This is a genomic window from Enterococcus faecalis (assembly GCF_029024925.1).
GTDB classification, from domain to species: Bacteria; Bacillota; Bacilli; order Lactobacillales; family Enterococcaceae; genus Enterococcus; species Enterococcus faecalis.
On the sequence record NZ_CP118962.1, the window covers coordinates 2,286,199 to 2,313,111 of the forward strand.

Sequence of the window (26,913 nt, forward strand, 5' to 3'; positions counted from 1 at the left end):
AAAAAAAATGACTGAGCAACAACCCAAAGAAACAACATCTGCAACCAATACATTGGACGATTTATTAAGTAATCCATTTTCATCAATGGATGAACTAACACCAACGCAACAAAATGAACTATCTGAGTTAAAAGAACAGCAATCAGCTCCTCGTTTAATTGATAAATTACCACAAGAACGTCAAGCCCAAGCAAAAGAATTAGCTTCAAAAATTGATGTCCAAGATTCACAAGCAGTAATTACCTATGGTTCAAATGCCCAAATCAAACTTGGCGAATTTTCGCAAGCGATGTTAAACCACGTTCAAGCACAAGACATTGGTCCTGTTGGTGATTCACTGACCGATCTAATGTTTCGTTTAAATGAAGCCAATCCCAATGAATTACGTGCTGGCGAAGGCAACTTTATTCAAAAAATGTTAGGTAAAGTCAAACAATCCGTTTACGAAATTACCGCCAAATATCAAAAAATTGGTGCGCAAATTGACAAAATTGCTGTCAAATTAACCCATGAAAAAGATGGTCTTTTAAAAGATAATGCCATGTTAGATCAATTGTATCAAAAAAATAAAGATTATTTTGATGCCTTAAACATCTATATTGCCGCTGGGGAATTAAAAGCAGAAGAACTACGGACGCAAATTATTCCTGAAGCCATGAAAAAAGCGGAAGAATCTGGAGATCAAATGGATGTCCAAATTGTTAATGATTATAACCAATTCCTAGACCGTTTAGAAAAAAGAACCCATGATTTACGCTTGGCTCGTCAAATTACGATTCAACAAGCCCCACAAATTCGTTTAATTCAAAATACTAACCAAGCTTTGGCTGAGAAAATTCAATCATCGGTGAATACGGCGATTCCGTTATGGAAAAACCAAGTAGTCATCGCCTTGACCTTACTCCGTCAAAAAGATGCTGTGACTGCTCAACGTCAAGTCTCTGAAACCACCAATGACTTACTGAAGAAAAATTCAGAAATGCTAAAAATTTCTGCAATTGAAACAGCAAAAGAAAACGAACGTGGCCTAGTCGATATTGAAACATTACAAAAAACACAAAATGATTTAATTGAAACTATCCAAGAAACATTACGTATTCAACAAGAAGGAAAAGAAAAACGCCAAGCTGCCGAAATCGAACTTGGCCATATGGAAGAAGATTTGAAAAATAAATTATTAGAATTAACACAATAAATAACGTCTAGAACAAACTTCTTATAGTACAAGCCTGGGACAAAAATCACTTTGGATTTTTGTCCCAGGCTTGCTTTTCTTTTTACGCTTGAATATTGTATTTCAGCCACTTAATGATACAATAAAAGAAAATCATGTTTCTTTTTGAAAGGAGGAGCAATTGTGCCACAATTTGCTTCTAAAGCCGAAGAAAAAAATTATTATGAACGCCAAGCTAGCTTAGCAGAGTTTTTAACTTGGTATCATCAACAAGAATTACCTGAATATGAAAAACCCTCTTTAACCGTTGATATGGTTCTTCTTTGTTACAACAAGGAAGCTGATCAATTAAAAGTCTTACTGATTCAACGTAAAGGTCACCCCTTTAGAAACTCATGGGCGCTTCCTGGCGGTTTTGTTAATCGCAACGAATCTACTGAAGATAGTGTTTTAAGAGAAACAAAAGAGGAAACTGGTGTGGTGATTTCTCAAGAAAATATTGAACAATTACACAGCTTTAGTCGCCCAGATCGAGATCCTCGTGGTTGGGTCGTGACAGTCAGCTATTTAGCCTTTATTGGTGAAGAACCTTTAATTGCTGGCGACGATGCCAAAGAAGTCCATTGGTTCAATCTTGAACGGCATGGTCAACACATCACGTTATCTCATGAAGATGTGGAAATTACTTTAGACTTGAAAACAGCGGCCTCTCTTGGTAAAGATACATTAGCCTTCGACCATAGTGAAATTATAATTAAGGCGTTTAATCGTGTTGTTGATAAAATGGAACATGAACCGCAAGTGCTTCAAGTCTTAGGAAAAGATTTCACCATTACGGAAGCCCGTAAAGTTTTTGCGAAGTTCCTCGGCGTTGATTATCGTAGCATTGACCATTCAAATTTTAAAAAAGCCATGACACAATATTTTGAAGAGTTAGGTGAACGTCCCGTTGGCATTGGCCGCCCTTCAAAAATTTACCAATTGAAAACAACAACAGGTTTCTAAGAGGAGGGAATATTTTTTGACTGTTTACTTAAGAAAAGCAGAACCTTCTGATTTGCCTGACATCCTTGCTATCATTGAAGATGGACGCCGCACCTTACAAAAAAGTGGCATTCCCCAATGGCAAAATGGCGATGGCCCGAATCAAGAAATTTTAGCAAAAGATATCGACCAGCAAACTTGCTATATTTTAATGGTTGAGGATGCCTTGGCAGGCGTTGGTGTTTTATGTTCGGAGATTGATCCTGCTTATGAAGCGATTTTTAATGGTTCTTGGCAACCTCATTCTCAAACTACGTATACGGCGATTCATCGTGTTGCTCTAAAAAGTTCCTTTCAAGGTCAAGGACTGGCCTTGGTGCTTTTGCGCTCACTGGTTACAGCCGCTCGTTTGCAAGGTGCTACTGATATTCGAATTGATACACATCCACAAAATCTCGCTATGCAGCACCTGATTAAAAAAGCTGGCTTTGTTTATCAAGGTGACGTGATTTTAGATGTTAACGATGGCGAACGTTATGCTTATCAGATGATATTGAAATAAAAAAGTTAGGGATAACTGCCAGATTGACAGCTATCCCTAACTTTTTACATCTTATGAACACTATGAGCGCTTTGAATGCCCTCACAGGCTTCTTTACAAGCTTGATTAATTAATAAATAAGAGGATTCTTTTTGGCGGATTCCTAATTGATATTTCAATTCATCTGTCACCTGGCAAGATTCACTTAATGCCTCTAACCAGAAAAATACTCCTTCTTTATACGTATCTAATCCTTCTAGCAAGATTTTCGTTGCTTCTTTATCATAATACGGCTCTAAATTTTTACGAAACATCATTTCTTCTGTAAAAAAACGATTCACATTATTTCGGCAAAACATATAAGTGTCACGGCCTCTCCGATGTGCAGCCTGATTACAACCGTATTCTTGAACTTCTTTAGAGATGGCTTTGAAAATTTCGTTGTATACTTCAATTCTTTGCATAATTGACAAAATGGTATCTGTATAACTAAACATAACTCCTTGCTCCCTTCCCCTTCTAAGTAACAAAAATTTGCTTGTTACTTTCATTATAAAGGGAATGTTGGGTTTATATCAAATGATACGCTGTTTCCTTGCTAAAATCCTTCGTTTTTTTCTTAGAAGAATAAGAAGTAAGCGGATTACTTAATCTGTTATGTTCGGATTTTCTACACTTGGAAAATAAATTATTTTATAAAGCCATTTCCCGTTTTAACTGATGGCAACGGGCCGGTCTGTGTATTGCCAGGAACACCAATATACGTATTGCCGTTGATGGAAGTCAATTCGTTTTCCTCAGCTGCTTCATCTTGAACGGTATAATCACTTTGATATAAAAATTCACCGTTCGTATGGAAGACATAGCCGTCTTGATCTCGTTCATCTGGCTTTTCTAAATTTAAAGACACACGTAATTGATGACGGACATTTTCAATACTATCTGGATATAGTTCAACCATACTGCGCCCTTCATTACTAAAAGTGCGCCAGTCAAAAGAAAGCTGTTGTTTATCATAATTGGTCCAAGTCAAACCTTCTTTGACTAAATGAGTCAATTCATTGGAATCCACATCAGTTTGAATGTTTCCATTTAACGAATCAATAATGTCCATTATTTTCATGATTGATTGACCAGATTTCAACTTGTCTTCAACTGCTTGAATAATTTCTTGTTGTCGGAATCCACGCATAATATCGTTATCGCTATGTCTTTCACGGGCATAAGATAAAGCTTTCGTACCATCTAAATGCTGTTTCCCTGCATCAAAATGAATGGATCCTGGCCCGTCTTTGGTGACACCATCAAACGCCTGCTTGACATTGACATCTATGCCGCCAACTGCATCAATTAACTTAATAAAAGATAAAAAGTTAAACACAACGTAATGATTGATTGGAATATTCAATAATTTCTCAACTGTGTTAACAGAAGCTGTTGGTCCATCGTAGGTATAGGCGGCTTCAATTCGCTGCATCCCTTGGTAATTTTTCGCATCAATTTGCACAAAACTATCCCGTGGCAAACTTAAATAGGTTATTTTCTTCGTCTTGTTATTCACGGTAATCACCATCATAGCATCAGTCCTAGTTGTGCCTAATTTCCGTTCAATTGTATTGTCTAGCCCCATAATCAAAAACGATTGACTATCTTTATTTTGCGCTTCATTATAATCATTTTTTATGGGAACATAGCCTTTATCAATTGTTTTCTTTAAATAGCTACCCGCTACAGCAAAGTATGCTGAGCCGACTGTGACAAAAACCAAAATGATGACTAAACTAATTAAGCTGATTTTTCGCTTCCTACTCATTGGCTGTACTTCCTCTCTCTTAAAAAGTCTCCACCATCATTACTACTCCTCTAAGCAGACAAGAGACAAGTCTATCTTACCAGTCCCCTTCAAAACTAAACATAGCAGAATTTATATAGGGGTATAACCTAGAGGAAACAAAAAAGAGGGGCTTGTTTGTTTAAAAGCCTCTCTTTTTTGTTATTTATTTTTGTGTTCTTTTTTGAACAATTCCACCATTTTTTGCTGTGGTTTTGGAAAAACATAGTCCGAAAATTGTTGTGCTGCCACCCATCGCTGCGACTCTAGTGTGGCTAATTCGCCTGTATTTCGGCCATAAAAGACTAAGATATGCCATTTTAAATGACTGAAAATATGAACGACTTCGCCTAAGGCACGTTTTTGCCAGACAACTGTTTCATAGTCCGTAAAAAAGCTGACAGGTTCTTCAGCGACCAAAGGCTCTGTTACAGGCGCTAACTCTAAAGTTAATTGTTTTTCCGTTTCTACTGGTTGCGCCAGTTTTTGCAATTGTTGAAATTGTTTTTTGCTAATTTCTTCAATCGGAAACAGCCACATATTGGCTAACAAACCTGTTTCAGGTCGTTGTTCTAATAAAAATTCTTGCTTGTTATTTTCAATAATAGTGCCGACATAATACACATCTTTCGGCTTAACTTTTTTTGATTTGACTGGATAAGCGGTCATTTTATCTGCCTGATAGGCCGCACAATATTGCTGAAGCGGACAGCTTTCACACTTAGGTGAAGTTGGGGTGCAGACGGCTGAGCCTAGATCCATTAAAGCTTGATTAAAATCCCCTGGACGCTCACGATCGATGATTTTAAGCATCGCCGCTTCAAATACTTTACGACTACTCGCTTTTGCAATATCTGCATCAATTTCAAATAAACGGCTCACTACCCGCATGACGTTACCGTCAATTGCTGGTTCGGGGAGATTAAAGGCAATACTGCCAATCGCACCAGCCGTATAGGGGCCGATTCCTTTTAAACTCCGAATATCTTCGATTGTGTCAGGCATTTTCCCACCAAATTCTGAAACAATCTGTTGCGCTGCCACTTTTAAATTACGCGCTCGTGAATAGTAACCTAACCCTTCCCAAGCTTTCAACAACTTATCATCTGGCGCTTCCGCTAAATCTTGAATCGTCGGAAACCATTCCATAAATCGATAAAAATAATCAATGACTGTATCTACGCGAGTTTGTTGTAGCATAATTTCAGAAATCCAAATACGATATGCATCTGTATTCGCTCGCCAAGGTAAATTGCGTTTTTCTCGTTCATACCAAGCTAAAAAATCTTCCTGGAATGAACTAACTTTTTCGGGACTCCACGCCTCCCAAGGCTCTTTATTCGTCATGTTCTACTTCCTTTTCGCTAATAAATTGCTGAATCAAATCATAGTCAAACCCTTTTTGGAATAAGCTTTGTTTGACTTTTTGAACTTTTTTAGAAAAATCAAATCGCTGATTGGCACGCCATAAACGTTCGCCTTCCTTGTTTAACGCTTGTTGTTCTTGTTCTTCGTCCTTTTCAAAAGCTAAAGATTCCAAAGCTAGATCAATGATTTCATTTGTAAAGCCCTTTTGCATCAGATGCAGACGCGTTTTCTGAAGTGCATCTTTAAAACTTTTAGTTCGATAGCGTTTCATGGCTTTTTCTGCAGTTGCTGTGGCAACATTAAGCTGTTCATCTAACGTATAAAAGGTCAAACCATGCTGAATATCTTCTTCACTAATGCCTTTTTGCTTTAATTGTTGTGCCACATTTCGTGGTCCTTTATCACTGGTTCGCATAGCTGTCCGTACGTAACTTTCACTAAAAATTGCATCATCTAACAACCGTAGCTCTTCTAAACGTTGAACGATTTTTACTCGATCTTCAGGTTCAATTTCTTTCTCTTTTAAATAAGTAAAAATCTCTTTCTTTGAACGTAATTGATAGCTTAAGTAATTCATCGCCATTTGTAACCCGACATCATAAGAACTGGCTTTTTTTATTTCTTCTATTAAAGTATCTGATAACTCTTGACCTTTTAGCAGACGCTGCCGTACTAAAATATCTTCCGAGACACGCAGTTTTTCGCCTGAAGATAGCCAAAGTAGATAAAATTCACCTTTATCTTTACTAATTCGTGTGATTGTTGTCATCTTATTCTCCTGCCCCTCTAAATCAGAACATATATTCTACTATACCATAGAATCCTTGGAAGCCAAATAAATAAAAATGTGCTAAAATGGGAGGAAGTGAAAAATGTGAGATGACTAAAGGATGAAAGAATATGACCCAACAACTAGTAAAAAAAGGCCAACAAATTTCTTTAAAAATTAAACGATTAGGAATTAATGGCGAAGGTATCGGCTATTATAAAAAATTAATTATTTTCGTTCCTGGGGCGCTACCGAAAGAAGAAGTGACTGCCACGATCACAAATGTTACACCCAAATTTGCTGAAGGAACCCTTCAATCTGTCAAAAAAGCTGCTAAAGATCGCGTGGTCCCTCCTTGTCCTGTCTATGAAACATGTGGCGGCTGCCAACTACAACATTTAGCCTACAAAGCACAATTAGACTTTAAAAAAGATTTATTAAAGCAGGCACTTAACAAATTTAAACCAGCCAATTATCAAAACTATGAACTACGAAAAACAATTGGGATGGAGAATCCTTGGAATTATCGAAATAAAGCCCAATTCCAATTACGCCAAATCGATGGCCAAGTAGAAGCTGGTCTCTATCAAGCTGATTCACATCAATTAGTACCGATTGATAACTGTTTGGTCCAACAGCCTGCGACAACCAAGGTGATGAATACATTAGTTGATTTATTGAATGACTTTCAATTACCAATTTATGATGAACGTAAAAATAGTGGTATCTTTCGAACATTAATGGTTCGAGTGGGCATCCAAACTGGCGAAGTCCAAGTAGTGTTCATTACACAATCGCAGAAATTTCCACAAAAAGAAAAAATGGTTCGCGCAATTAATGAACAATTACCAGAAGTTGTTTCTATTATGCAAAATGTCCAAAATAAAAAAACCTCTCTAGTAATGGGTGATGATACCCTTCACTTATGGGGCAAAGAAAGCATTGAAGAACACATTAACGACGTTGTCTTTGATTTATCGCCGCGAGCATTTTTCCAATTGAATCCAGAACAAACGGAAGTTTTATATAATGAAGGAATCAAGGCCTTAGATTTACAACCAAACGAAACTGTTGTTGATGCTTATTGTGGCGTCGGGACCATTGGCTTAAGTTTAGCGAAACAAGCGCATCAAGTTCGTGGTATGGATACCATTCCCGCCGCAATTGACGATGCTAGATTCAATGCAAAACGACTTGGTGTTACGAACACACATTATGCTGTTGGAACAGCTGAAGACTTATTACCTAAATGGTTCAAAGAAGGCTTTAAACCTGATGCCATTGTAGTTGATCCCCCACGGACTGGTTTGGATCGTAAATTATTAACGGCCCTTTTGAAACAACCACCTAAGAAAATGGTGTATATTTCTTGTAATGTATCCACGTTAGCACGTGATTTAGTTCAATTAGCCAAAGTATATCAAGTAGACTATTTACAATCTGTTGATATGTTTCCACAAACCGCTCGTTGTGAAGTTGTCGTAAAATTAACGAGAAAATAAAAAAAGGAGCGTGGGACAAAAATCACTTTGGATTTTTGCTCCACGCTCAAAAACTGATAAACGGCGGGAACAGAACCAACTCCTTCGGAAATAAGCCGAAATTATCCAAAAATTAAAAAGCAATTTTCGGAAATTTCTTCTTATTTCTCGGAGCTAAACGGTTCTGTCCCGACCTCCTTTAACTAATCAAACAATTATTTACTTAATTAGCTATTTTTTCGTCCGAAGAAGAATGAAACCACAGCAACTAAAATTACTGCCCCAATAATTGATGGCACAATTGCCATACCTGCTACGTGAGGACCCCAGCTACCTAAGATTTTTTCTCCGATAAATGAACCAACTAAACCGGCAACGATATTCGCAATCCAACCCATTGATTGACCTTTGCTTGTAAGTGCGCCAGCGATAGCACCGATAACAGCACCAACGATTAAAACCCATAAAGTATGCATAAAATAATTCCTCCTAAATGCTTTATCTAGCGAATAATTCGCTATGTTACTATTATGGACTACTTTTATTAGATAACAAAATAGTTTGCTTGTTTCCGTGAAAAAAAAGCAATAATTTCTGATAATTTCATTAAAAAAGCTCAGAACAGGAGAAAGAAGTGCACTGTTCTGAGCTTTTATTTAAGAAATTGTTGGTCGTTTTACTCGTTCATGTGCGACATCCGCTGCTTGAATCTCTTTATTATTAAAAGGTGTTAAGCGGAATGCCAATTGGAATTCTTCAAACGTAGTCCGGTATTTTTCTAATTGCCACTGGCCACAAGAGTAGCTACCTAGGGCGTTTTGTTTGTAATCGATATTTAAAACAACATACTCACTTTCTTGTAATTCATTGGTATGCTTAGCAACATCTAGCGCTTGTTCTTCAAAATAAGAAACACTAAAATTATATGAATCAGCCGCTGTTGCTACTACCCCTTGGCCGCGATCATCCGTGAATGCGGACCATTTAGTCGCCATGTGGTTACCATTGGCTTGTGGAACAACATAATTAGTGAACATTTCCGCCACTGTAGCATCATAAACACCAAGTAAACCAGCTTCTTGTGAATCTACATAGTTTTCTCTCGGCCCTTTACCGAAATATTTTACTTCTGATAGAGACTTGTCTAAATGGAGAGTCACACCCAAACGTGGTAACATATCTGGCGCATTTTCAATTTTACCAGCAGGACTACCTTTTAAGTCGAAGAAAATTTCGCCATTTGGTGCAATTAAATACTGATAGGTACATTGATAATGCCAAGCACTGTTAGTCGTTCCGTTAATTGTTTTTACGATGACTTGGATAAAATCATCAACTTTTTTCCACTCAAAAGAACGGACAATTTCATGCTCTAAATGTAAGAAATATTTCTTCTTCATTTCATCAATAATTTCCATATCATTACTGATCGGTGCCCGCCAAAATGTAAATTTCGGCCCTTTATGCAATAATTTTTTACCATCTCGTGTCACATTCGTTAAGGCGCCCTTCACTTTATCAAAATTAATTGAAAAGTTTGGTCCTTCAATGTATAAATGAGGGCCAATTTCCTTTGCCATCATCGTGCCAACTGGTGTGATCTCGATCCCTGGCGTTGCAATTGGCAACTCAAACTGTGCGGTAGCTAATTCATGACCAGCAGATGCATAGGCGGTCGTTTCTTTCAATTGATATGAAAGAGTTAAATAATAGGCGGCTCCTGCCTTTTTAGGAAAATCTAAATGATAAGGTAAGTGCAGTCTTCCTTCTGCTCTAGCAGCAATTGCTGGCACTGCTACTGTCCCTGATTGAATCACTGTTTGATCTTCAGTAATTGTATAAACCAGCTTAAAGATAGCCAAGTTTTCAAAGTCAAACCGACTCAATAATGAGAATTCACCTGACAGAACGTCAATAGCGCTAGTTGTAATGGGTTCAATGACTTTTTTGTATTCATACAAGCTAGGAGATGGCGTACGGTCAGGCATCAACATCCCATCAATACAAAAATCTTTGTTACTTGGATCATCGCCGAAATCGCCGCCATAACGATAATAAACTTCACCGCTATCTGTCACCGATTCAATGCCATGGTCAAACCATTCCCAAATAAAGCCACCTTGTAATTTATCATGAGCATAAAATAGCTCTTGGTATTCTTTTAAATTCCCAGGGCCATTCCCCATCGCATGACAATATTCACATAAAATATGCGGTTTTTTTGAATTTTCAATAATCGTATTCATCAGTAATTCTCTAGTTGGGTGTTCCAACCACGTATACATTGTAGAATAGACATCCGTGACCTCTGCCTCAAAATCACCTTCATAATGAACCAAACGTGTTGGATCCATTTCTTTTGCAATACGGGCCATTTCAATAAAGTTATGACCAAACGCAGATTCATTTCCTAACGACCAAAAGAGAATTGATGGATGGTTTTTATCCCGTTGAATCATCCGTACCATCCGAGAAACATAAGCCGTTTCCCATTCTGGATCGTTGCTAATCCAATCATATTCTCCGGTTAATTCAAAGCCATGACATTCCAAATCAGTTTCATCAATCACATACATTCCATATTCATCGCATAAATCATAGAAATAAGCAGATGCTGGATAATGACTGGTTCGAATGGCATTAATATTAAATTGTTTCATTAAACGAATATCTTTTTCAATTTCTTCACGACTAACCACTCGACCATTTTTCGGATTATAATCATGACGATTCATTCCTTTTAGTTTAATGGCCACACCGTTGACTAAGAAAGTCTCACCAGATACATGAATATTTCTGAAACCAACTTTTTGCGGAATAACTTCGACGACTTCCCCTTCAGAAAAAACAGTGATAAATAGTTGATACAAGTATGGTTTTTCAGCTGACCAAGCAGTGACAGACGGTAAACTTGCTGAAAATTCAACCTTACCTTGATTTCCTGCGACAGTCTCTTTAAGAACCGTTTTTCCCTGCTGATCCATCAACTCCAATTGAACTTGTTGTCCTTTGTCTTGCCAAAATTTACCCGTAATTGCCAAGTGGCCATTTTGATACGAATCATCTAAATCGGAAATAATAAAGAAATCTTCCAGCCCATTTTCTGGTACACCGAGTAATTCAACATCACGAAAAATACCACTTAACCACCACATATCTTGATCCTCTAAATACGTACCATCTGACCATTGATAGACTCGCACCGTTAAATCATTTGTTTCACCAATTTTAGCGTAAGACGTAATGTCAAATTCTGCTTCATTTCGTGCACCTTTACTGTAGCCAACTTCATGGCCGTTCACCCAAACATGATAAGCTGAATCTACGCCACAAAAACGTAAAATGATTTTTTTATCGTGAAATGTTTCATCTATAGCAAATGTCCGTTTATAAATACCTGTTGGATTTTCCGTTGGTACATACGGCGGATTAATGGGAAAATTGTACCATAAATCAGAGTAATGCATTTTGCCATATCCTTGGACTTGCCAATTTCCAGGAACAGTGATTTGATCCATTTGGCTTGTATCAAAGTCCGTCGCAAAAAAGTTTTCTGGGCTGTATTCTGGCGCTTCTAAAAAAAGAAAATGCCAGCGTCCGTTTAAATTTTTGTATGCTTGTGTATATTTATTTTCATTTAATAACGCTGTTTTTTTCGAAGGAAAGCTCGAAAAGTGTGCTCGTCCAGGCAACCGATTAATACTATCTACTTTATAATTTTCCCAAGTCTTCATAATCCATTTCTCCTTTACCAACTTCATTTTTTTCTTTTGTTTCATATCGTTTCCAACAAATCCAAGCAAAGCCCATAAAGACAATTAAACCAATGATGTTATACGCCAACATGCCCAGTGGACTAGCGGTTCCTTTCGGTAACGTGCCATTGATTTCTTCCATGATTAATTTTGGATCCGGCACAGTTGACATAAAGAATACAAAGATAAAAATGGCTAATAAGAAAATTCCCGCAATTAAGCCAAAGGTTCGATTACCAAAGCGGAAACTTCTCGGCATTGTTTCTTTTTTCCAACGAAGCCCAATATAGGCGATTAACAAGAACAAGACAGGCACTAATGACGTAGAAGCTGTCATATTAATTAACGTTTCTAAAAAGCTATCCATATTTCCAATTCCTAATGCTGGAATGGCAACTAAAATCGTCACAATAATTCCTTGAACTAACAAAGCATTGGTTGGATTTCCCTCTTCGTTCGTTTTCACTAGCCACTTACCGAAGACCCCATCAGGAATTTCTGAGAAAAATACTTTAACTGGTGCTGCCGTCCACAGAGCCAAAGAACCAAGACTTCCGACAAATAAGATAATTCCTACTAAGCGCACCATCATTGCTGCGGGAATATGGAAATACGTACCTAAAATTTTAAAAATATCAAAAATACCATTTGAAAAATTTCCTTTTAAGACGTCCGTTGGCACTACCAAACCTACAGCAACGGCACCAAGAATATACATGATACCGACCGCAATCGTTGCACCAATCATCGTGCGGACAAACGTTTTATTGCCGCCTTTAACATCCTTAATATATACACCGATACTTTCACCACCGCCAACAGCTTGTAAAATCCACGCCATCGTCATGAAAAAAGTCCAATTAAAAGTTGGCATAATTGACGTCGTGGTAAACTCTTGTGCTGGTTCATTGCCAAAACCAAACACGACGACAAAGGCTAAAACCACAAAAGCTACGCCCATAAATAAACGTGCACCACCCGCTAAGCTAGTCACTTTCGAAATCCACGAGACCCCTTTAATACAAACCCATGTCATTAACCAAAATAACAGAATAGAAATCACTGCAATTATTTTAGTACTATGGTTTCCTTGAAAAACGTTTTGACCTAAAAAAGCGTATGAACCATAAATCAATGTATTCGGTAGTAATGAACAGAAGAAAAACAAGTTGACAAAGAAATACGACCAAGCACCTAAAAATGCCCATTTAGGTCCTAACACAGATTCCAACCAACTGTGAACACCTGACTCATTTTCAGAATTAGCAGAAGCAAATTCTGCAATCATTAGAATAAATGGTAAAAAGTAAAAAATAGAGCCGAATAAATAGCCTGGAATAGTTGCTAGGCCAATCTGAATACTGTTGTTAACAATGCTGGGAAAGGCAAAAACCGCTGAAAAAGTCATGAGCATCAATGCGACAGAACCTAATCGTTCCCGTGAATGTGTTGCCATTTTACTACATCCTCTCTTTATCAAATTAATTAGTACTCACACATTGTAAAACGCTTACAGTTTTTTAAAAATAAAAAATGTTGCCTATTTCTTGTAAAGATGTTGACTTTTAGAAAGCCTTTACATACTCTTATAAAGAGGTGATAGCATGCAAAATGTTTTTACAAATAATGTCAGCATCCTGATTAATGATCAACCTATTAGCCAAGAATTTCATCTTTATGAAGCTGGCTATGAAAAATGCCGCCCGACAAAACCAACTGAGTTTGCCCCTATTAATTATTGGGTTTTGCATTATTGTAGTGATGGTGAAGGCTATTTTTCAACACCCTTTATGGAAAAACAACACATTACCGCTGGCGATTTGTTTATGATTCCAGCCAATTGTCGCAATATTTATTATCCTAATCGGCAAAATCCTTGGACCTATCATTGGGTCGGTTTTGTTGGAGATCTTTCGTCTCAGTATTTAGAAAAAATAGGCCTGACTACCGAAAATTGTATTTTAAAAGGAACTGTTGATAAGAAATTAGAAAGTTTATTTAAAAATATTTACCAAGAAGCGAAGAAACATAATCATTTTGGCAGTTTAAGTGAAAGCTTTCAATTGTTGAATTATCTAGAGCATCATTCCGTTACACAGCACGAAAACCAAAGCCAACAATTATTTAACCAAATTAAAATGGCTATTCACGAAAATTTTTCAAACAATCTTTCAATTAGTCAATTAGCTTCTGAGTATAACATTGATCGTAGCTATTTATTTAAGCTATTTCAGCGTTATGAACAAACAAATCCTAGTATTTATGTACAAAACTTAAAATTGCAAAAAGCCTGTTCTCTGTTAAGAAAAAGTTCCTTAACCATCACGGAAATCAGTTTTGAAGCAGGTTTTTCTTCACCTTCTTATTTTTCAAAATTTTTCTTCCAGAAAAAAGAGATGACGCCTCGACAATATCGTCAACAGTTTTTGACTTAAAATAAATTGTTGCTTATCTGTAGTTAAAGAAAAAACAATTTATTTAATAATTTTCAAATTTAGGTAGTTCTTATAATTTATCTATTTTATAATTAATTAGGGTTTTATTATAGGTGGGAGTGTGATATATAGATTAATCAAAACCAATAAATAATTTACAAGTTTTAGCAAATAAACAATATTGGAGAGAAAGTGGTAGATGATTGTATTGTTGTTAATTTGTCAAAGTAGACAATTAAATTTTATAGATATTTTACTAGCGGTAGTTGTTTTAGCAAAAGACAACTACCGTTTGCTATAAAAAAAGAACCCTTGCAACACAAGGGTTCTCGAACATTCAAAAGTTGAATGAATTATTTTACTGTTACTGAAGCGCCAACTTCTTCTAAAGCAGCTTTTAAAGCTTCTGCTTCTTCTTTAGAAACAGCTTCTTTAACTGGTGCAGGAGCGCCATCAACTACAGCTTTAGCTTCTTTCAAGCCTAAGCCAGTTGCTTCACGAACTGCTTTGATAACTTTAACTTTTTGATCGCCAGCTGCTGTTAATTCAACAGTGAATTCAGTTTGTTCTTCTGCTGCTCCACCTGCTGCTGGTCCAGCTACTGCTACAGGAGCTGCTGCTGATACGTCAAATTTTTCTTCGATAGCTTTAACTAATTCGCTTAGTTCTAAGATAGTTGCTGTTTCTAACTCAGCAACGATGTTTTCAATGTTTAATGCCATTTTGAATTTCCTCCATTTAAATTAAAATTGTTTGTTTTTTATTTGTTTGAATTAGACTGCAATTAAGCAACTTCTTCGTTTTTCTCTGCCACTGCTTTGACAGCGTAAGCCACGTTGCGGACTGGCGCTTGTAATACAGATAATAGCATAGATAGTAAACCTTCGCGGTTTGGTAGTTTTGCCAACGCAGTAATTTGTTCCACTGAAGAAACTTTTCCTTCGATGACGCCACCTTTGATTTCTAATGCTTTTGCATCTTTAGCAAATTCGTCGATGATTTTAGCTGGTGCTACTACATCGTCGTTGCTGAATGCGACAGCAGTTGGGCCTGTAAAGACTTCGTCTAAGCCGTCTAAACCAACTTTTTTAGCTGCACGAGAAAGGATTGAGTTTTTGATGACTTTCATTTCTACGCCTGCATCACGTAATTGTTTACGTAAGTTAGTGACTTCTTCAACTGTTAAACCACGGTAGTCCACGATTACAACTGATGCTGCTGATTCAAATTTCTCAGCGGCTGCTTGAACTAGGGTTTCTTTTTTAGCGATTGCTGCTTCACTCATTTATTTCACCTCCTGATTTTGATGGTGGAGTTGGACTTGGTTTACGATATGTAAAGTAGAAGAATCAAATGAAACTTCGCTCACTTCGTTCGCCAAGTATTGTTTTACATCGGCTTTTTTTCAAAAAGTCGTGTAAAACAACAAAACTCCATGCCACCGTAGACATAGAGGGACCGAATTGTATATAACTCAACAATTGTCCTCGGTAGGAAATTAAGACTTGCGTCACCTACTGTCTTCGGTACAGTTAATTATTAACCTCACTCACTTTACCATAGGGTAAGTGAGTGAGTCAAGAATTTTTTAATTATTTTCTTTCAAATTAGAAAGAAGCTTGGTCAACGTGGATTCCAGGTCCAAATGTTGTTGTTACTGAAATGTTTTTGATGTATTGACCTTTAGCAGTTGATGGTTTAGCTTTTAATAATACGTCGTTAATTGTATTGAAGTTTTCAACCAATTTTTCGTTATCAAATGAAACTTTACCGATTGGTACGTGGATGTTACCAGCTTTGTCAACGCGGTAAGTTACTTTACCAGCTTTAACTTCTTCAACAGCTTTTGTAACGTCCATTGTTACAGTACCAGTTTTAGGGTTTGGCATTAAACCTTTTGGTCCTAAGACACGGCCTAATTTACCAACTGTAGCCATCATGTCAGGAGTCGCAACAACTACGTCAAAGTCGAACCATCCACCTTGGATTTTTGCAACCATGTCGTCGTCGCCTACGAAATCTGCACCAGCAGCTTCAGCTTCTTTAGCTTTTTCGCCTTTAGCGAATACTAAAACAGTTTGTGTTTTACCAGTTCCGTTTGGAAGCACAACTGCTCCACGGATTTGTTGGTCTGCTTTTTTAGGGTCAACGTTCAATTTGTAAGCAACTTCAACTGTTGCGTCAAATTTCGCGATGTTTGTATCTTTTGCTAAAGCTACTGCTTCTTCAACTGAGTAAGCTTTTGTAGCATCAACTTTTTTCAATGCTTCTTGCATTTTTTTGCTCTTTTTAGCCATTTTGTTTCCTCCTTGATTGTGGTTATAACGGTTGTACCTCCCACGTCTTTCATATCTTTAAATATGAAACGAACTGAGAAGCTACTTCTTTGAGTAAGTGTGGAATAAAAATTATTCTACGATGATACCCATGCTTCGTGCAGTTCCTGCAACCATGCGCATTGCTGCTTCAACGTCAGCGGCGTTTAGGTCTGCCATTTTAAGTTCAGCGATTTCTTTCACTTGATCGCTTGAAACTGTTGCAACTTTAGTTTTGTTTGGTTCACCTGAACCTTTTTCGATTTTTGCAGCTTTTTTCAATAAGACTGCAGCAGGTGGTGTTTTAGTAATGAATGTAAATGAACGATCTTCATATACAGAGATTACTACTGGAATAATCAAGCCTGCTTGGTCAGCTGTACGAGCATTGAATTCTTTAGTGAATCCCATGATGTTGATACCTGCTTGACCTAACGCTGGACCTACTGGTGGAGCTGGTGTTGCTTTCCCCGCAGGAATTTGTAATTTAACGATTTTTTCTACTTTTTTAGCCACGAAAATACCTCCTTAAGTTCTCGTGCGTGGTTAATGGGGTTGAGATTTCCCCTCCCACTCAACGTACATTTAAAACATACCCTATTACTATACATGATTCCCTTTACTTTTTCAAGATGTTTTTATGATTTCAAGACAATTTTTTTATCTGTTATTTTCTTCATGAAATGTGCATCATGCTCAATCACTAGCATTGCAGGCTTCACAGATAAGATTAGCGCTTCTAATTGTTGATGATTAAACACATCCAAGTAATTAAGGGGTTCATCCCAAATATAAAGTTCAGCTGATTGAGACAATGATTTGGCTACTTCGACTTTTTTCCGTTGCCCCATACTCATTTGTTCAATTCGATTAGTGAAAACGGCGCGCTCCATCCCAAGTTTTCGTAAGTTATTTAAAAATTGGGTGTAATCTAACTGATTTTTCTCTGCAAATTCGGATAAAGTTCCTTGATTGTCTTCATAATCTTGGCGCACATAAGAAATGGTTAATTGGTGAGCCAAAGTGGCTTCGCCTTCTGAATCTCCAGAAAAATCCCCCAACAAATACTGAATCAAGCTCGATTTTCCTGAGCCATTTTTTCCTGTTATTCCAACAATTTCTCCCGCGTTTATTGAAAAAGAAATTGGCGCAAACAGCCAATTTTTCTCGTAGCCTAGACGAAGCTCTTCCACCGTCAATAATGTTTTGTGATGCGTTGGCTGATAATCCATTGACAAAGGATCAATATACTCAAGATCTTTTAATAGTTTTTCTTTTTCTGCTAATTGTGTTTCGGCACGTTGTTGAATGTGTTTCGAGCGCTTCATTACGCGCGTTGCCCGGGCACCAATGGCTCCTGTATCAAAAATCGCCCCGCTTCCTTTTTCTTTAGCATTGCCGTACTTATCACCTTCACGGTTCATCGACCATTCCGCTTTTTTACGAGCGGTTTCTTTCAAGCGATTGACTTCTTTTTTGATTTTTTCATTTTCTGCTAGTTCAAAAGCATCTCTTAATTTTTTTTGCTCTTCATAAATAGAAAAATTCCCTTGATACAGCGTCAATTGACTTTTTTCAATCGCCAAAATATGATCAACCACTTCATCAACAAATGCCCGATCGTGGCTGACTAAAATAAACCCGTGTTTCTTTTTCTTCAAATATTCAGCCACTTGTTGTCTGCCAGCTAGATCTAAATGATTTGTTGGCTCGTCAATTAAAGGAAAGGCCTTTTCTTCAATAAAAAGAAGACCTAATAAAACTTTCGTCTTTTCGCCGCCTGATAAAGAAGAAAAGGGCCGCCATAAAACTTCAGGATCAACGTTTAAAAGCGTTAATTCTCGTTCTAATTCCCACTGTTCAAAAGAAGTCACCTCTTGTAAGACATAATAAGTGAGCTGTTGTTCTTCTGCAACTGTTTGTGGAAAATAGACGAAATCGACTTGATGAAGAATCTCTCCTTGGTAATCCAACTGCTTTTGTAACAATCTTAATAAGGTTGTTTTCCCACGGCCATTGCGGCCAATCAATCCTAATTTCCAATTGGTATCCATCGTGATATTTGCCTGATCAAAAAGCAACGCTTCTTGATTATCATAGGCAAAAGATAGTTGTTTTAGTTCAATTTTCGACATAAATATACCTCTCCATAAAGCAAAATTGATGCAGCTTTACGGAAATCAGCGGCATCAATCCAAGGTATACAAAAAGACCCGTGGCTGAATTCTTTAAGCTAATTTCCGAAAATCCGCACACTCCACCCGTTATATTCAGGCAAAGTTATACAGTTTCTCTAAAAAATTAACTTAAATTTTCAACGCACGAATCCCTCTTTTCGTCTTTTATTATCTAGAATTTAGCATCTCTTCACTGATTTGTCAACGAAGGCCCCTTGCTTTCATTCTGATAAAAATTTAAATTATTCGCTAAAACACAAGCGATTGCCTAGTTCCCCGCCATTTTTTGTGTTAGACTTCCAATGAAAACATATTCTAATGAAGAAGGTGCTGAAATGGAAGAGTTACGCTTTAATAGTGTTTTTGATATTATCGGACCCGTTATGATTGGTCCAAGCAGTTCTCATACAGCTGGAGCGGCAAGAATTGGAAAAGTGGTTCGGAGTATTTTTGGACAGCAACCTGATAGCGTTGACATTTATTTATATGAGTCTTTTGCCAAAACTTATCGTGGTCACGGAACAGATATCGCCTTAGTTGGCGGCCTTTTAGGTATGGAACCAGATGATGAGCAATTAGCCAATTCTTTGGAAATTGCTTATGAACAAGGAATGGAAGTTTGTTTTATTCCTAAAAGTGAAAAAGCAGACCACCCTAATTCCGTTAAAATTGTGGTTTCTTCTGGCGACCGAAAACTATCTGTGACAGGAATTTCAATTGGTGGTGGAAACATTCAAATTTCTGAATTAAATGGCTTCAAATTGTCTTTAAGTATGGGCACGCCAACATTTATCGTTGTTCATCAAGATGTTCCTGGCATGATTGCTAAGGTGACCAACATCCTTTCAGCTAGCGATATCAATATTAGTACAATGACCGTTACCCGAGAATCTAAAGGGGAAAAAGCGATTATGATTATTGAAGTTGATCAAGCCGAAGTCGGTGACATTGTCATGCAATTAGCTGAAATCCCTCATATATATAGCGTTAACTATTTTGACTAAATGAACGTAAAGGAGTAATACGATGTTTTATTCAATTGAAGATTTGGTAGCTCAAGCGAAAGATTACCCTTCTGTGAGCGAATTAATGATTGCAACAGAAATGGCTCATGGCGGGTATTCTCGTGAACGAATTATTGAAACAATGGAAAAAAATCTAGCCGTTATGAAACAATCCGTCGCTGAAGGAATCGCTGGTGTTACCTCAGTAACAGGGCTAACTGGTGGCGATGCAACCCGCTTAAATGATTACATACATTCAGGCAACTTTTTAAGCGGTGAGACCATTTTACAAGCCGTGCGAAATGCGATTGCTGTTAATGAAGTTAATGCAAAAATGGGCTTGATTTGTGCTACACCAACCGCAGGCAGTGCCGGAGTAGTTTCTGGCGTCTTGTTGGCAGTTATTGATCGCTTAAAGTTAACGCATCAGCAACAATTGGATTTTCTATTTACAGCTGGGGCTTTTGGCTTAGTGATTGCCAACAATGCCTCAATCAGTGGTGCCGAAGGTGGTTGTCAAGCTGAAGTCGGCTCTGCTAGTGCAATGGCCAGTGCCGCTTTAGTTGCGGCTTCTGGCGGTACGCCTGATCAATCTGCGCAAGCTGTGGCCATTACGATAAAAAATATGATGGGCCTCATTTGTGATCCTGTTGCGGGACTTGTTGAAGTTCCTTGCGTGAAGCGAAATGCATTAGGTTCTTCTCAAGCCTTCATCTCAGCTGATATGGCTTTAGCGGGGATTCGAAGTGTCATTCCACCAGATGAAGTCATCCACGCAATGTACCAAGTGGGTCGCCAAATGCCACAAATTTTCAAGGAAACAGCTGAAGGCGGTCTTGCGGTGACACCAACTGCACAACGTTTAAGCAAAGAAATTCTAGAGAAACAAAAATAGAAATAACTATAGCAAGAAGCTTACAGAAAAAAACGTCCATTCGTTTTTTCCGTAAGCTTCTTCTTTAATAACTTGTTCCGCCTAAACCAACCACAGCGACAATTCCATTCATGACATCTTTCATCGTTTCACCTACAAATGAAACAGTTCTACCATCAATGCGTTTAATCATTGGTAACATTTCAATACGATCTGCTTGTGCTGTCGTCACACATTGCAATTTTACAGTTGCTGGTGTTTGCAAGGTATATCGGGGTAATTCAGACAACGCAAAGGAAGTTAACACCTGACTTGTAGTCGCTACGATAGCTTCCCGAACTTGTTGCATGGGTCTATTTTTGATTGCATAACGTCCCAGAGATTCTTTGGTGGAAACAAAGGGAACTTTGGACATCATTTTTTCTTGAAAAAGTTGTTCCTCTAAGCCTGATTCACCGATAATTAAACCAACAGGGACACCTAATTCGCTAGCGTAAGCTGCATTAATTGTCGTTTCATTCATCGCTAAGTCGTTTATTTTTAAATCATAAGCAACACTAGCGCTATACCCATGATCCATATTCCCTTTTTGTTTACCAATACCGGCATGATAACCTAAGAAAAAGACTACATCATAGCTACTATCCAAGCCACTCATCATATAATCCATGCGAGGAAAGCCGCTCACTAAGGAAATTCGTTCATCCATTTCTGCCAAGCGCGCATAAGCTAAATTCAATCCACGGCTATGCGAATCGGCAATAGTAATTTCTGTAATTTGTTCATTTTTGGCACTCTGTTGAATCCCTTCAATCAACCAAGCCACATGTTGGTGATATAATTCTCGGAATAAAACGGTGTCTTCTTTTTCCATATCAAATGTCGCAATACCTGCTAATCCTTCAATATCGCATGACACATAAATCTTCATTTGTTCCACTCCTTTGACAATGGCTGAACCAGTGCTTGAATTTTGTCAGCATCTAAATTTTTGATTAATTGAATGACTAATTCTTTCGCCGCTTGGTAATCTTGAAAGTCCACATAGCAATGGGGTGTGTGAGCGTAACGGACAGGAATTCCTACAACAATCGTCGGGGCTCCTTGAACTTGTGTAATCGCCATGCCATTGGTTCCACCACCACTTCGAACAGAAACTTGAACAGGAATTTTGTGTATTTTAGCAATCTCTAGTGCATACTCTTGAAATTCTGGATTCGTAATCATAGAAACATCAAAATAGCGTAACATCGGTCCTTTTCCCATTGCTGATTGAATCATCTCTGGCGTTTCTGCCGTATCATCAGCCGGGCAGCCTTCGAAAACAATAGCTAAATCAGGATTGACTTGCTTTGCGGCAATAAGTGCTCCTCTTTCGCCAACTTCTTCTTGTGCAGTTACTGTCGCAACTAACTTGAATGGAAGTGTCTCTTCTTTCAACTCCTCCATGACATCCACTAAGCAAGCACAGCCAATGCGACAATCAAAAGCTTTTCCTAAAAAAAGATCTGTCTGTTCGTTGTAACAGCACGTCACATCTGGAATGACCGGTGCACCAAGATCGATTTTGTACGTTTCAATTACTTCTTCTTTTGAGGTAGCGCCAATGTCGATCGACAAATCAGCAATGGTTAATGGCCGCTGACGTTCCTCTGGTGTCATAAAATGAGGGGGCCGACTAGTAACTACGCCTGGCAGATAGGTACCTTCCCGGTTACGAATCCGAACTTTTTGTGCAGAAATCGTATTAGGGACCCAGCCACCTAACGGAAGAAAACGCAACAAGCCGTTTTCTTTAATTGCTTGAATCATAAAACCCACTTCGTCACTATGAGCATCAAAAAGCACTATTGGACCTTCACTTATATTATTTTTCTTCTCAAGATATAAATTTTTAATGGCATCTAGCCGTTGAATAGTAAAATCCGCAGTTGCGTGTTGAAGGATTCTAACGACTTCTGTTTCAAAGCCTGAAACACCATTAGCATTTGAAAGTTCCTGAATTAATTGAACAGCTTGACTTTTTTTCATTTTTTCCCAACCTTTACTTGTCACTGATAGAGACTGATTTGTAATAGCCTGAACCTAATGGACCATAGACTAAATTTTGGACAGAATCGGCCACTAAGCGTGCTTCTGTTAATTGATAAAGAGGAACTAGGGGTGCTTCTTCCGCAACCAATTGATCCGCTTTTTGTAATGTTTTCCAACGTTCTTCATATTTATTTGCATAAGTTACGTTTGCTTCTTGAAGCAACTGATCAAAGGTCTTATTAGACCATTTACCAAAATTATTGGAATTTTTTGATTGCAGTAAGTTTAAGAAATCGATTGGATCAGCATATACTGGCGTCCAGCCACCAACCACAATGTCGAAATCTCCGCTGCGACTTTTTTCTAAACGATTATTAAAAGGAACTGGTGAAACATTGACTGTTAAATTTTCTAAATTATCTGCTAAAGCTCCTTGAACATACTCACTGATTTTTTTAGCATTTTCTGTATCCGAACTCAAAATGGTTAGCTCCGCTTTTTCAATTCCTAATTCTTTTTTAGCCGTTTGCCATAACTCTTTCGCTTTTTCTGGTTCACTAGGATTTAAATCTCCTAATTCCTCTGCAAAATCTTTTTGCGTTTCTTGATTAGTGAAACCTGTTGGCACGAAGCCAAGTGCTTTTTTTGAGCCATCATTTAAAACATTTTTAGCTAAACGCTCAGAATTCAATGATAATGCTATTGCTCGACGTGCATTCTTATTTGCCAAAAGATCTTTTTGGGTATTTAATTGGATATAATACGTTCCAGGAATTTCACGAATTTTCAAAGCTGCATTGCCTTGTTCTTGTGCAACAATTTCTCCAGAAATTTTTACAACATCTAATTCTTTCCCTTCGAAAAGATTTTTCCCAGTATTGACTTCTTTAACTACTTGGACATCCACCTTATCTAGCGAAACATTCGCTTGATCCCAATAATTTTTATTCTTCACATAGGACCAAGTATTATTCGTGCCATCCCAACCTTCTAATGTGAAGGCGCCATTGTAAAGTGTTGACTCAGCTGATGTACCATAGTTTTTGCCCGTTTTTTCGACAAATGCTTCATTTAAAGGATAAAAAGCTGGTACCGCCAATAATTGTTGAAAATAACTCATAGGATAGCTTAGCTCTACTTCCAAGGTATGGTCATCAATGGCTGTTACTCCTAACTCTTCTTTAGATTTGCCACCGTCAACAATAGCACGATAATTTTTTAGCCCTTCAAAGTAATACGCTTGCGGGGAAGCTGTTTTTGGGTCCACTGTGCGCTTCCAAGAGTATTCAAAATCATTGGCTGTGATTGGCTCGCCGTTACTCCATTTTGCATCTTTTCGAATCGTAAAAGTATAGCTTAAACCATCATTGGAGGGCTGTACTTTTTCAGTTGCCAATGCTGGTTTCGCTTCTCCTTTTTCGTCAAAGGAGAAAAGTCCCTCTCCTACTTGACTCATTACATCTGCTGCGGTATTATCCATTGCCAACGACACGTCTGCCGTTGATAATTCCGAATCAATCCCGACCCGTAATACCTGTTGTTCTTGCTTTTTGGTTTCTTTCCCAACACTTCCACAGCCCGAGAGAAGTAGAACCATGATTGCTGCCAAAGACAGCCTTTGCTTTGTTGCCCTTTTCATAAAAACACCTCATTTTTTTATTTTTTGATACCTTTTTCCCACAAAATTATTTATAATCTGATAAAGGAGGTTTGCTCATGAACTTAGATTACTTAAAAGAAACGTATCATTTAACGAAAACAGAAAGTCAGATTTTGTATTATTTGGATCAACAAAGTACGAACGCGGCCGATTTGAGTATTCGAGAAGTTGCCAAACACTGCTTTTCTTCGCCTAGTTCCATCATTCGTTTAGCCAAAAAATTAAATTTATCAGGTTATAATGAACTTATTTACAAATTAAAAGAAGCCCATTTTTCTCAGCCAATCCCTTTTGAAACAGCGCCTTCATTTGAAACAACCAACGAGTTTTGTCAACTGCTTGCCAAACACAAAAGTCATTTATTTGTTATTTTAGGTCATGACTTTTCACGACATTTGGCGGCTTACATTAGTGAAGTTTTCAATTTTCATGGCATCCCCAGTATCACAACAGCCCATACTCATTCGATAAATAGTCAAAATAATCAGAATTTTCTTTTTATCATCCTTTCACATTCTGGTGAAGAAAAATACTTAAAAGAAACAGCTCTGCTTGCGAAAGAGAAAAAACATTCTATCATTTCTTTTGTTGGCGCCAAAAATTCAACTCTTGGTCGACTGGCAGATCTCGTTTTTTCAACTGACTCTTACAGCCCGTTTTCAACAAGTGTCGCTCAGCCACAAATGTTTTTTGGCCAAACATTAATCACCTTTGAAGCCTTGATTTGTGCTTATTTAAATCATGAGGATTCCATTCCAATATCTCCTAAAAATAAATAATTTTATTTATTATAGCTGAAAAAAGCTATTTCGCTAGCCAAAGTATAGAAAAAGGCACATGTTCCATTTTTTATGGAACATGTGCCTTTTTGCTATTTTTTACTCGGCCATAGAAATTCGATTAGCAATTGATCTACTTCAGGATTTTCATGTAATTGACTATGTTGTGCATTTTCTCCTTTAATAATCTGGCTAGTGACTTGAGTTCCTCGCTGTCTTAGCAAGGCGTTGACTGCTAAGGCACTAGATAACGGTACCGTTCCATCACTTAAATCTGTTGCACTTAATTGACCACCAATTAATAAAATGGGCAGTTTTTCTGGAACAACATTAATCATCTCTTGATAATCCAAATAGCGGCTACTTTTTTCTGTGGGGCCGTTCTCTAGTTCCGTTTCGATGGTTTGCTGTTGACTCGTATCAATAAAATCATTGAAAGGTGCTCCAATGCTGACGAATTTTTCAATTTTAGGTAACGATGTATCTTGCCCATAGGTTCCTAAATAACGTAAACCACTAACACCACCCATAGAGTGCCCGACAATATTGGCTTTGTTCACTTGATAATTTTTTTGTAAATAGAGTAATGTGTTTTTTATCCATTCTGTTTGATTCCATTCATTGTTTTTATTATCTTCAAATAGAACTTGAACACTGGGATTCGTCGCTTTGCCACTTAAAGCTCCTCGCTCTTTAACCACGGTCCCATCAGGTTTAACGAGTAGCACTAATTCTTGAGTTGTGGCTCCTTGTTTCTCCAAGCGATGCAGTAACGAGCCAAACGAATTTTTAGTTCCTGCGTAACCATGAAAAAAAAGCGTTGGTGTTGTTGTGCGGTTTAACTCAACAGTTGCTTCTTTTGTGGCGGCTTGATTGTCATTCTTCATGGTTGCCCCAATTTGGCAAGCACTTAATAATAGAACAAGACCCATTAGCAAAGAAAAATAACAATATTTTTGGGCATGTTTCATTTTTTTCATTCCTTTCTGCGATGAAATAAAAAAGGGCTTGGAAAAGAAGTCAGTTGACTGCTTTTCCAGACCCTACAATCTGTATCAATCAGCTGAACAATAGTTTGTCAGCTTGTTTATTAATCAATGTTATCGACTTGTTCAAAGTCTAATTCTGTACTTGTTTCACGACCAAACATATCGATGTTTACTTTTAATTTTTGTTTTTCTTCATCGATTTCTGTCACAACACCTTCAAGACCAGAAAAGGCACCTTCGATAATTTTCACTGTATCGCCTAGCGCTACTTCTAAGTCTGATTGACGGGTGCTCATGCCAATTGAACGTAAAATGTGGTTAATTTCTTCTTGTAATAAAGGAGCGGGTTTACTACCGGCACCATGTGAGCCTACAAAACCAGTTACGCCTGGCGTGTTACGAACAATATACCAAGAATCATCGGTCATAATCATTTCCACTAACACATAACCAGGGAAAGTTTTATGAACGATTTCTTTTTCTTTACCATTTTTGACTTCTTTTTCTGTTTCTTCTGGTACAACGACACGAAAAATATAATCGCCCATCCCCATGCTTTGTGCACGTGATTCAATGTTTGCTTTTACTTTATTTTCATAGCCTGAATAGGTGTGCAATACGTACCAATTTCTTTCAAAAGTTTCCATTACTGATTCGGCTCCTTTAAATGTTTTAGTTTATTTTTTTCGAGCAAATAAAAAAAGCTCAGTTTCCCGAAGCTTTTTCTCGAATACTATTATAGC

General features: G+C 37.7%; 25 protein-coding genes and 1 other annotated feature. Of the genes, 8 read left to right on the forward strand and 17 right to left on the reverse strand.

From position 1 onward, the window contains the following. The first annotated feature begins 7 nt into the window (after positions 1 to 7). From PYW42_RS11270 to PYW42_RS11280, 3 genes are all read left to right on the forward strand, one after another. Positions 8 to 1,195: a toxic anion resistance protein gene (locus PYW42_RS11270; RefSeq protein WP_002362533.1), complete on the forward strand. Its 1,188-nt coding sequence runs from the start codon at positions 8 to 10 to the stop codon at positions 1,193 to 1,195. Positions 1,196 to 1,339: 144 nt separating this feature from the next. Continuing rightward, positions 1,340 to 2,179, forward strand: a complete 840-nt coding sequence (locus PYW42_RS11275) for an NUDIX domain-containing protein (RefSeq protein ID WP_002384084.1) — start codon at positions 1,340 to 1,342, stop codon at positions 2,177 to 2,179. Positions 2,180 to 2,195: 16 nt separating this feature from the next. Next, a complete protein-coding gene (locus PYW42_RS11280; protein WP_002362532.1) occupies positions 2,196 to 2,720 on the forward strand; it encodes a GNAT family N-acetyltransferase in 525 nt (174 codons plus the stop codon). Positions 2,721 to 2,764: 44 nt separating this feature from the next. Here PYW42_RS11280 and PYW42_RS11285 read toward each other — a convergent pair whose 3' ends face one another. The 4 genes from PYW42_RS11285 to recX form a co-directional block, all read right to left on the reverse strand. Beyond that, positions 2,765 to 3,250 carry a hypothetical protein gene (locus tag PYW42_RS11285; RefSeq protein ID WP_002356444.1) on the reverse strand — a complete coding sequence of 162 codons (486 nt, stop codon included), beginning with the start codon at positions 3,248 to 3,250 and terminating at the stop codon, positions 2,765 to 2,767. 137 nt (positions 3,251 to 3,387) lie between these two features. Continuing rightward, positions 3,388 to 4,512 carry an LCP family protein gene (locus PYW42_RS11290; protein WP_002411326.1) on the reverse strand — a complete coding sequence of 375 codons (1,125 nt, stop codon included), beginning with the start codon at positions 4,510 to 4,512 and terminating at the stop codon, positions 3,388 to 3,390. A 180-nt stretch (positions 4,513 to 4,692) separates the two neighbouring features. Next, positions 4,693 to 5,877, reverse strand: a complete 1,185-nt coding sequence (mutY, locus tag PYW42_RS11295; RefSeq protein ID WP_002362531.1) for an A/G-specific adenine glycosylase — start codon at positions 5,875 to 5,877, stop codon at positions 4,693 to 4,695. Then, positions 5,867 to 6,667 (reverse strand): recombination regulator RecX, encoded by an 801-nt coding sequence (recX, locus tag PYW42_RS11300; RefSeq protein ID WP_002359467.1) that lies wholly within the window; start codon positions 6,665 to 6,667, stop codon positions 5,867 to 5,869. Before recX ends, mutY begins: the two co-directional genes overlap by 11 nt. A gap of 131 nt (positions 6,668 to 6,798) precedes the next feature. On the opposite strand from recX, the gene rlmD reads away from it, so the two are divergent. Next, a complete protein-coding gene (gene rlmD, locus PYW42_RS11305) occupies positions 6,799 to 8,169 on the forward strand; it encodes a 23S rRNA (uracil(1939)-C(5))-methyltransferase RlmD (protein WP_002359466.1) in 1,371 nt (456 codons plus the stop codon). A gap of 206 nt (positions 8,170 to 8,375) precedes the next feature. On the opposite strand, the gene PYW42_RS11310 is transcribed toward rlmD, so the two are convergent. The 3 genes from PYW42_RS11310 to PYW42_RS11320 all read right to left on the reverse strand — a co-directional run bounded on the left by PYW42_RS11310 (position 8,376) and on the right by PYW42_RS11320 (position 13,359). Beyond that, positions 8,376 to 8,624 (reverse strand): GlsB/YeaQ/YmgE family stress response membrane protein, encoded by a 249-nt coding sequence (locus tag PYW42_RS11310; protein WP_002356434.1) that lies wholly within the window; start codon positions 8,622 to 8,624, stop codon positions 8,376 to 8,378. Positions 8,625 to 8,804: 180 nt separating this feature from the next. Continuing rightward, positions 8,805 to 11,927 carry a beta-galactosidase subunit alpha gene (gene ebgA / locus PYW42_RS11315; protein WP_002411324.1) on the reverse strand — a complete coding sequence of 1,041 codons (3,123 nt, stop codon included), beginning with the start codon at positions 11,925 to 11,927 and terminating at the stop codon, positions 8,805 to 8,807. Further along, positions 11,860 to 13,359 (reverse strand): amino acid permease, encoded by a 1,500-nt coding sequence (locus tag PYW42_RS11320; protein ID WP_002359464.1) that lies wholly within the window; start codon positions 13,357 to 13,359, stop codon positions 11,860 to 11,862. The genes ebgA and PYW42_RS11320 overlap by 68 nt, the downstream gene beginning before the upstream one ends. A gap of 148 nt (positions 13,360 to 13,507) precedes the next feature. On the opposite strand from PYW42_RS11320, the gene PYW42_RS11325 reads away from it, so the two are divergent. Continuing rightward, complete coding sequence (locus tag PYW42_RS11325; RefSeq protein WP_002356429.1) at positions 13,508 to 14,338, forward strand: AraC family transcriptional regulator; 831 nt, start codon at positions 13,508 to 13,510, stop codon at positions 14,336 to 14,338. A gap of 353 nt (positions 14,339 to 14,691) precedes the next feature. Here the strand turns inward: PYW42_RS11325 and rplL are convergent, their stop codons facing one another. From rplL to lsa(A), 5 genes are all read right to left on the reverse strand, one after another. Next, on the reverse strand, positions 14,692 to 15,060 hold the full coding sequence (rplL, locus tag PYW42_RS11330) for a 50S ribosomal protein L7/L12 (protein WP_002356427.1): 369 nt from the start codon (positions 15,058 to 15,060) through the stop codon (positions 14,692 to 14,694). Between the two features lie 62 nt (positions 15,061 to 15,122). After that, the gene (gene rplJ, locus PYW42_RS11335) at positions 15,123 to 15,623 is read right to left on the reverse strand and encodes a 50S ribosomal protein L10 (RefSeq protein WP_002356426.1); all 501 of its coding nucleotides are present in this window, start codon (positions 15,621 to 15,623) and stop codon (positions 15,123 to 15,125) included. A 130-nt stretch (positions 15,624 to 15,753) separates the two neighbouring features. Next, positions 15,754 to 15,883: a sequence feature (ribosomal protein L10 leader region), on the reverse strand. Positions 15,884 to 15,945: 62 nt separating this feature from the next. Then, positions 15,946 to 16,635 carry a 50S ribosomal protein L1 gene (gene rplA / locus PYW42_RS11340; RefSeq protein WP_002356425.1) on the reverse strand — a complete coding sequence of 230 codons (690 nt, stop codon included), beginning with the start codon at positions 16,633 to 16,635 and terminating at the stop codon, positions 15,946 to 15,948. 111 nt (positions 16,636 to 16,746) lie between these two features. Beyond that, entirely contained in the window at positions 16,747 to 17,169 is a 423-nt protein-coding gene (gene rplK / locus PYW42_RS11345) for a 50S ribosomal protein L11 (RefSeq protein WP_002356424.1), read from the reverse strand. A gap of 122 nt (positions 17,170 to 17,291) precedes the next feature. Then, positions 17,292 to 18,788 carry an ABC-F type ribosomal protection protein Lsa(A) gene (gene lsa(A) / locus PYW42_RS11350; protein WP_002411322.1) on the reverse strand — a complete coding sequence of 499 codons (1,497 nt, stop codon included), beginning with the start codon at positions 18,786 to 18,788 and terminating at the stop codon, positions 17,292 to 17,294. Between the two features lie 377 nt (positions 18,789 to 19,165). Between lsa(A) and sdaAB the strand changes: the two genes are divergently transcribed. Then, a complete protein-coding gene (sdaAB, locus tag PYW42_RS11355; protein ID WP_002414070.1) occupies positions 19,166 to 19,834 on the forward strand; it encodes an L-serine ammonia-lyase, iron-sulfur-dependent subunit beta in 669 nt (222 codons plus the stop codon). A 22-nt stretch (positions 19,835 to 19,856) separates the two neighbouring features. Then, a complete protein-coding gene (gene sdaAA, locus PYW42_RS11360) occupies positions 19,857 to 20,729 on the forward strand; it encodes an L-serine ammonia-lyase, iron-sulfur-dependent, subunit alpha (protein ID WP_002362308.1) in 873 nt (290 codons plus the stop codon). Between the two features lie 64 nt (positions 20,730 to 20,793). On the opposite strand, the gene PYW42_RS11365 is transcribed toward sdaAA, so the two are convergent. From PYW42_RS11365 to PYW42_RS11375, 3 genes are read right to left on the reverse strand one after another with little or no spacing between them, the layout of a single operon-like run. Continuing rightward, positions 20,794 to 21,639, reverse strand: coding sequence for a M55 family metallopeptidase (locus tag PYW42_RS11365; protein ID WP_002362525.1), 846 nt, complete (start codon positions 21,637 to 21,639; stop codon positions 20,794 to 20,796). Next, on the reverse strand, positions 21,636 to 22,739 hold the full coding sequence (locus PYW42_RS11370) for a M42 family metallopeptidase (protein WP_010816170.1): 1,104 nt from the start codon (positions 22,737 to 22,739) through the stop codon (positions 21,636 to 21,638). The genes PYW42_RS11365 and PYW42_RS11370 overlap by 4 nt, the downstream gene beginning before the upstream one ends. A 13-nt stretch (positions 22,740 to 22,752) precedes the next feature. Continuing rightward, positions 22,753 to 24,381 carry a peptide ABC transporter substrate-binding protein gene (locus PYW42_RS11375; protein WP_002362523.1) on the reverse strand — a complete coding sequence of 543 codons (1,629 nt, stop codon included), beginning with the start codon at positions 24,379 to 24,381 and terminating at the stop codon, positions 22,753 to 22,755. 77 nt (positions 24,382 to 24,458) lie between these two features. Between PYW42_RS11375 and PYW42_RS11380 the strand changes: the two genes are divergently transcribed. After that, positions 24,459 to 25,181, forward strand: coding sequence for a MurR/RpiR family transcriptional regulator (locus tag PYW42_RS11380; protein WP_002362522.1), 723 nt, complete (start codon positions 24,459 to 24,461; stop codon positions 25,179 to 25,181). A gap of 92 nt (positions 25,182 to 25,273) precedes the next feature. On the opposite strand, the gene PYW42_RS11385 is transcribed toward PYW42_RS11380, so the two are convergent. Next, positions 25,274 to 26,161, reverse strand: coding sequence for an alpha/beta hydrolase (locus PYW42_RS11385; protein ID WP_002362521.1), 888 nt, complete (start codon positions 26,159 to 26,161; stop codon positions 25,274 to 25,276). Between the two features lie 110 nt (positions 26,162 to 26,271). Continuing rightward, positions 26,272 to 26,817, reverse strand: a complete 546-nt coding sequence (gene nusG / locus PYW42_RS11390) for a transcription termination/antitermination protein NusG (RefSeq protein ID WP_002384070.1) — start codon at positions 26,815 to 26,817, stop codon at positions 26,272 to 26,274. Between the last annotated feature and the right edge of the window lie 96 nt (positions 26,818 to 26,913).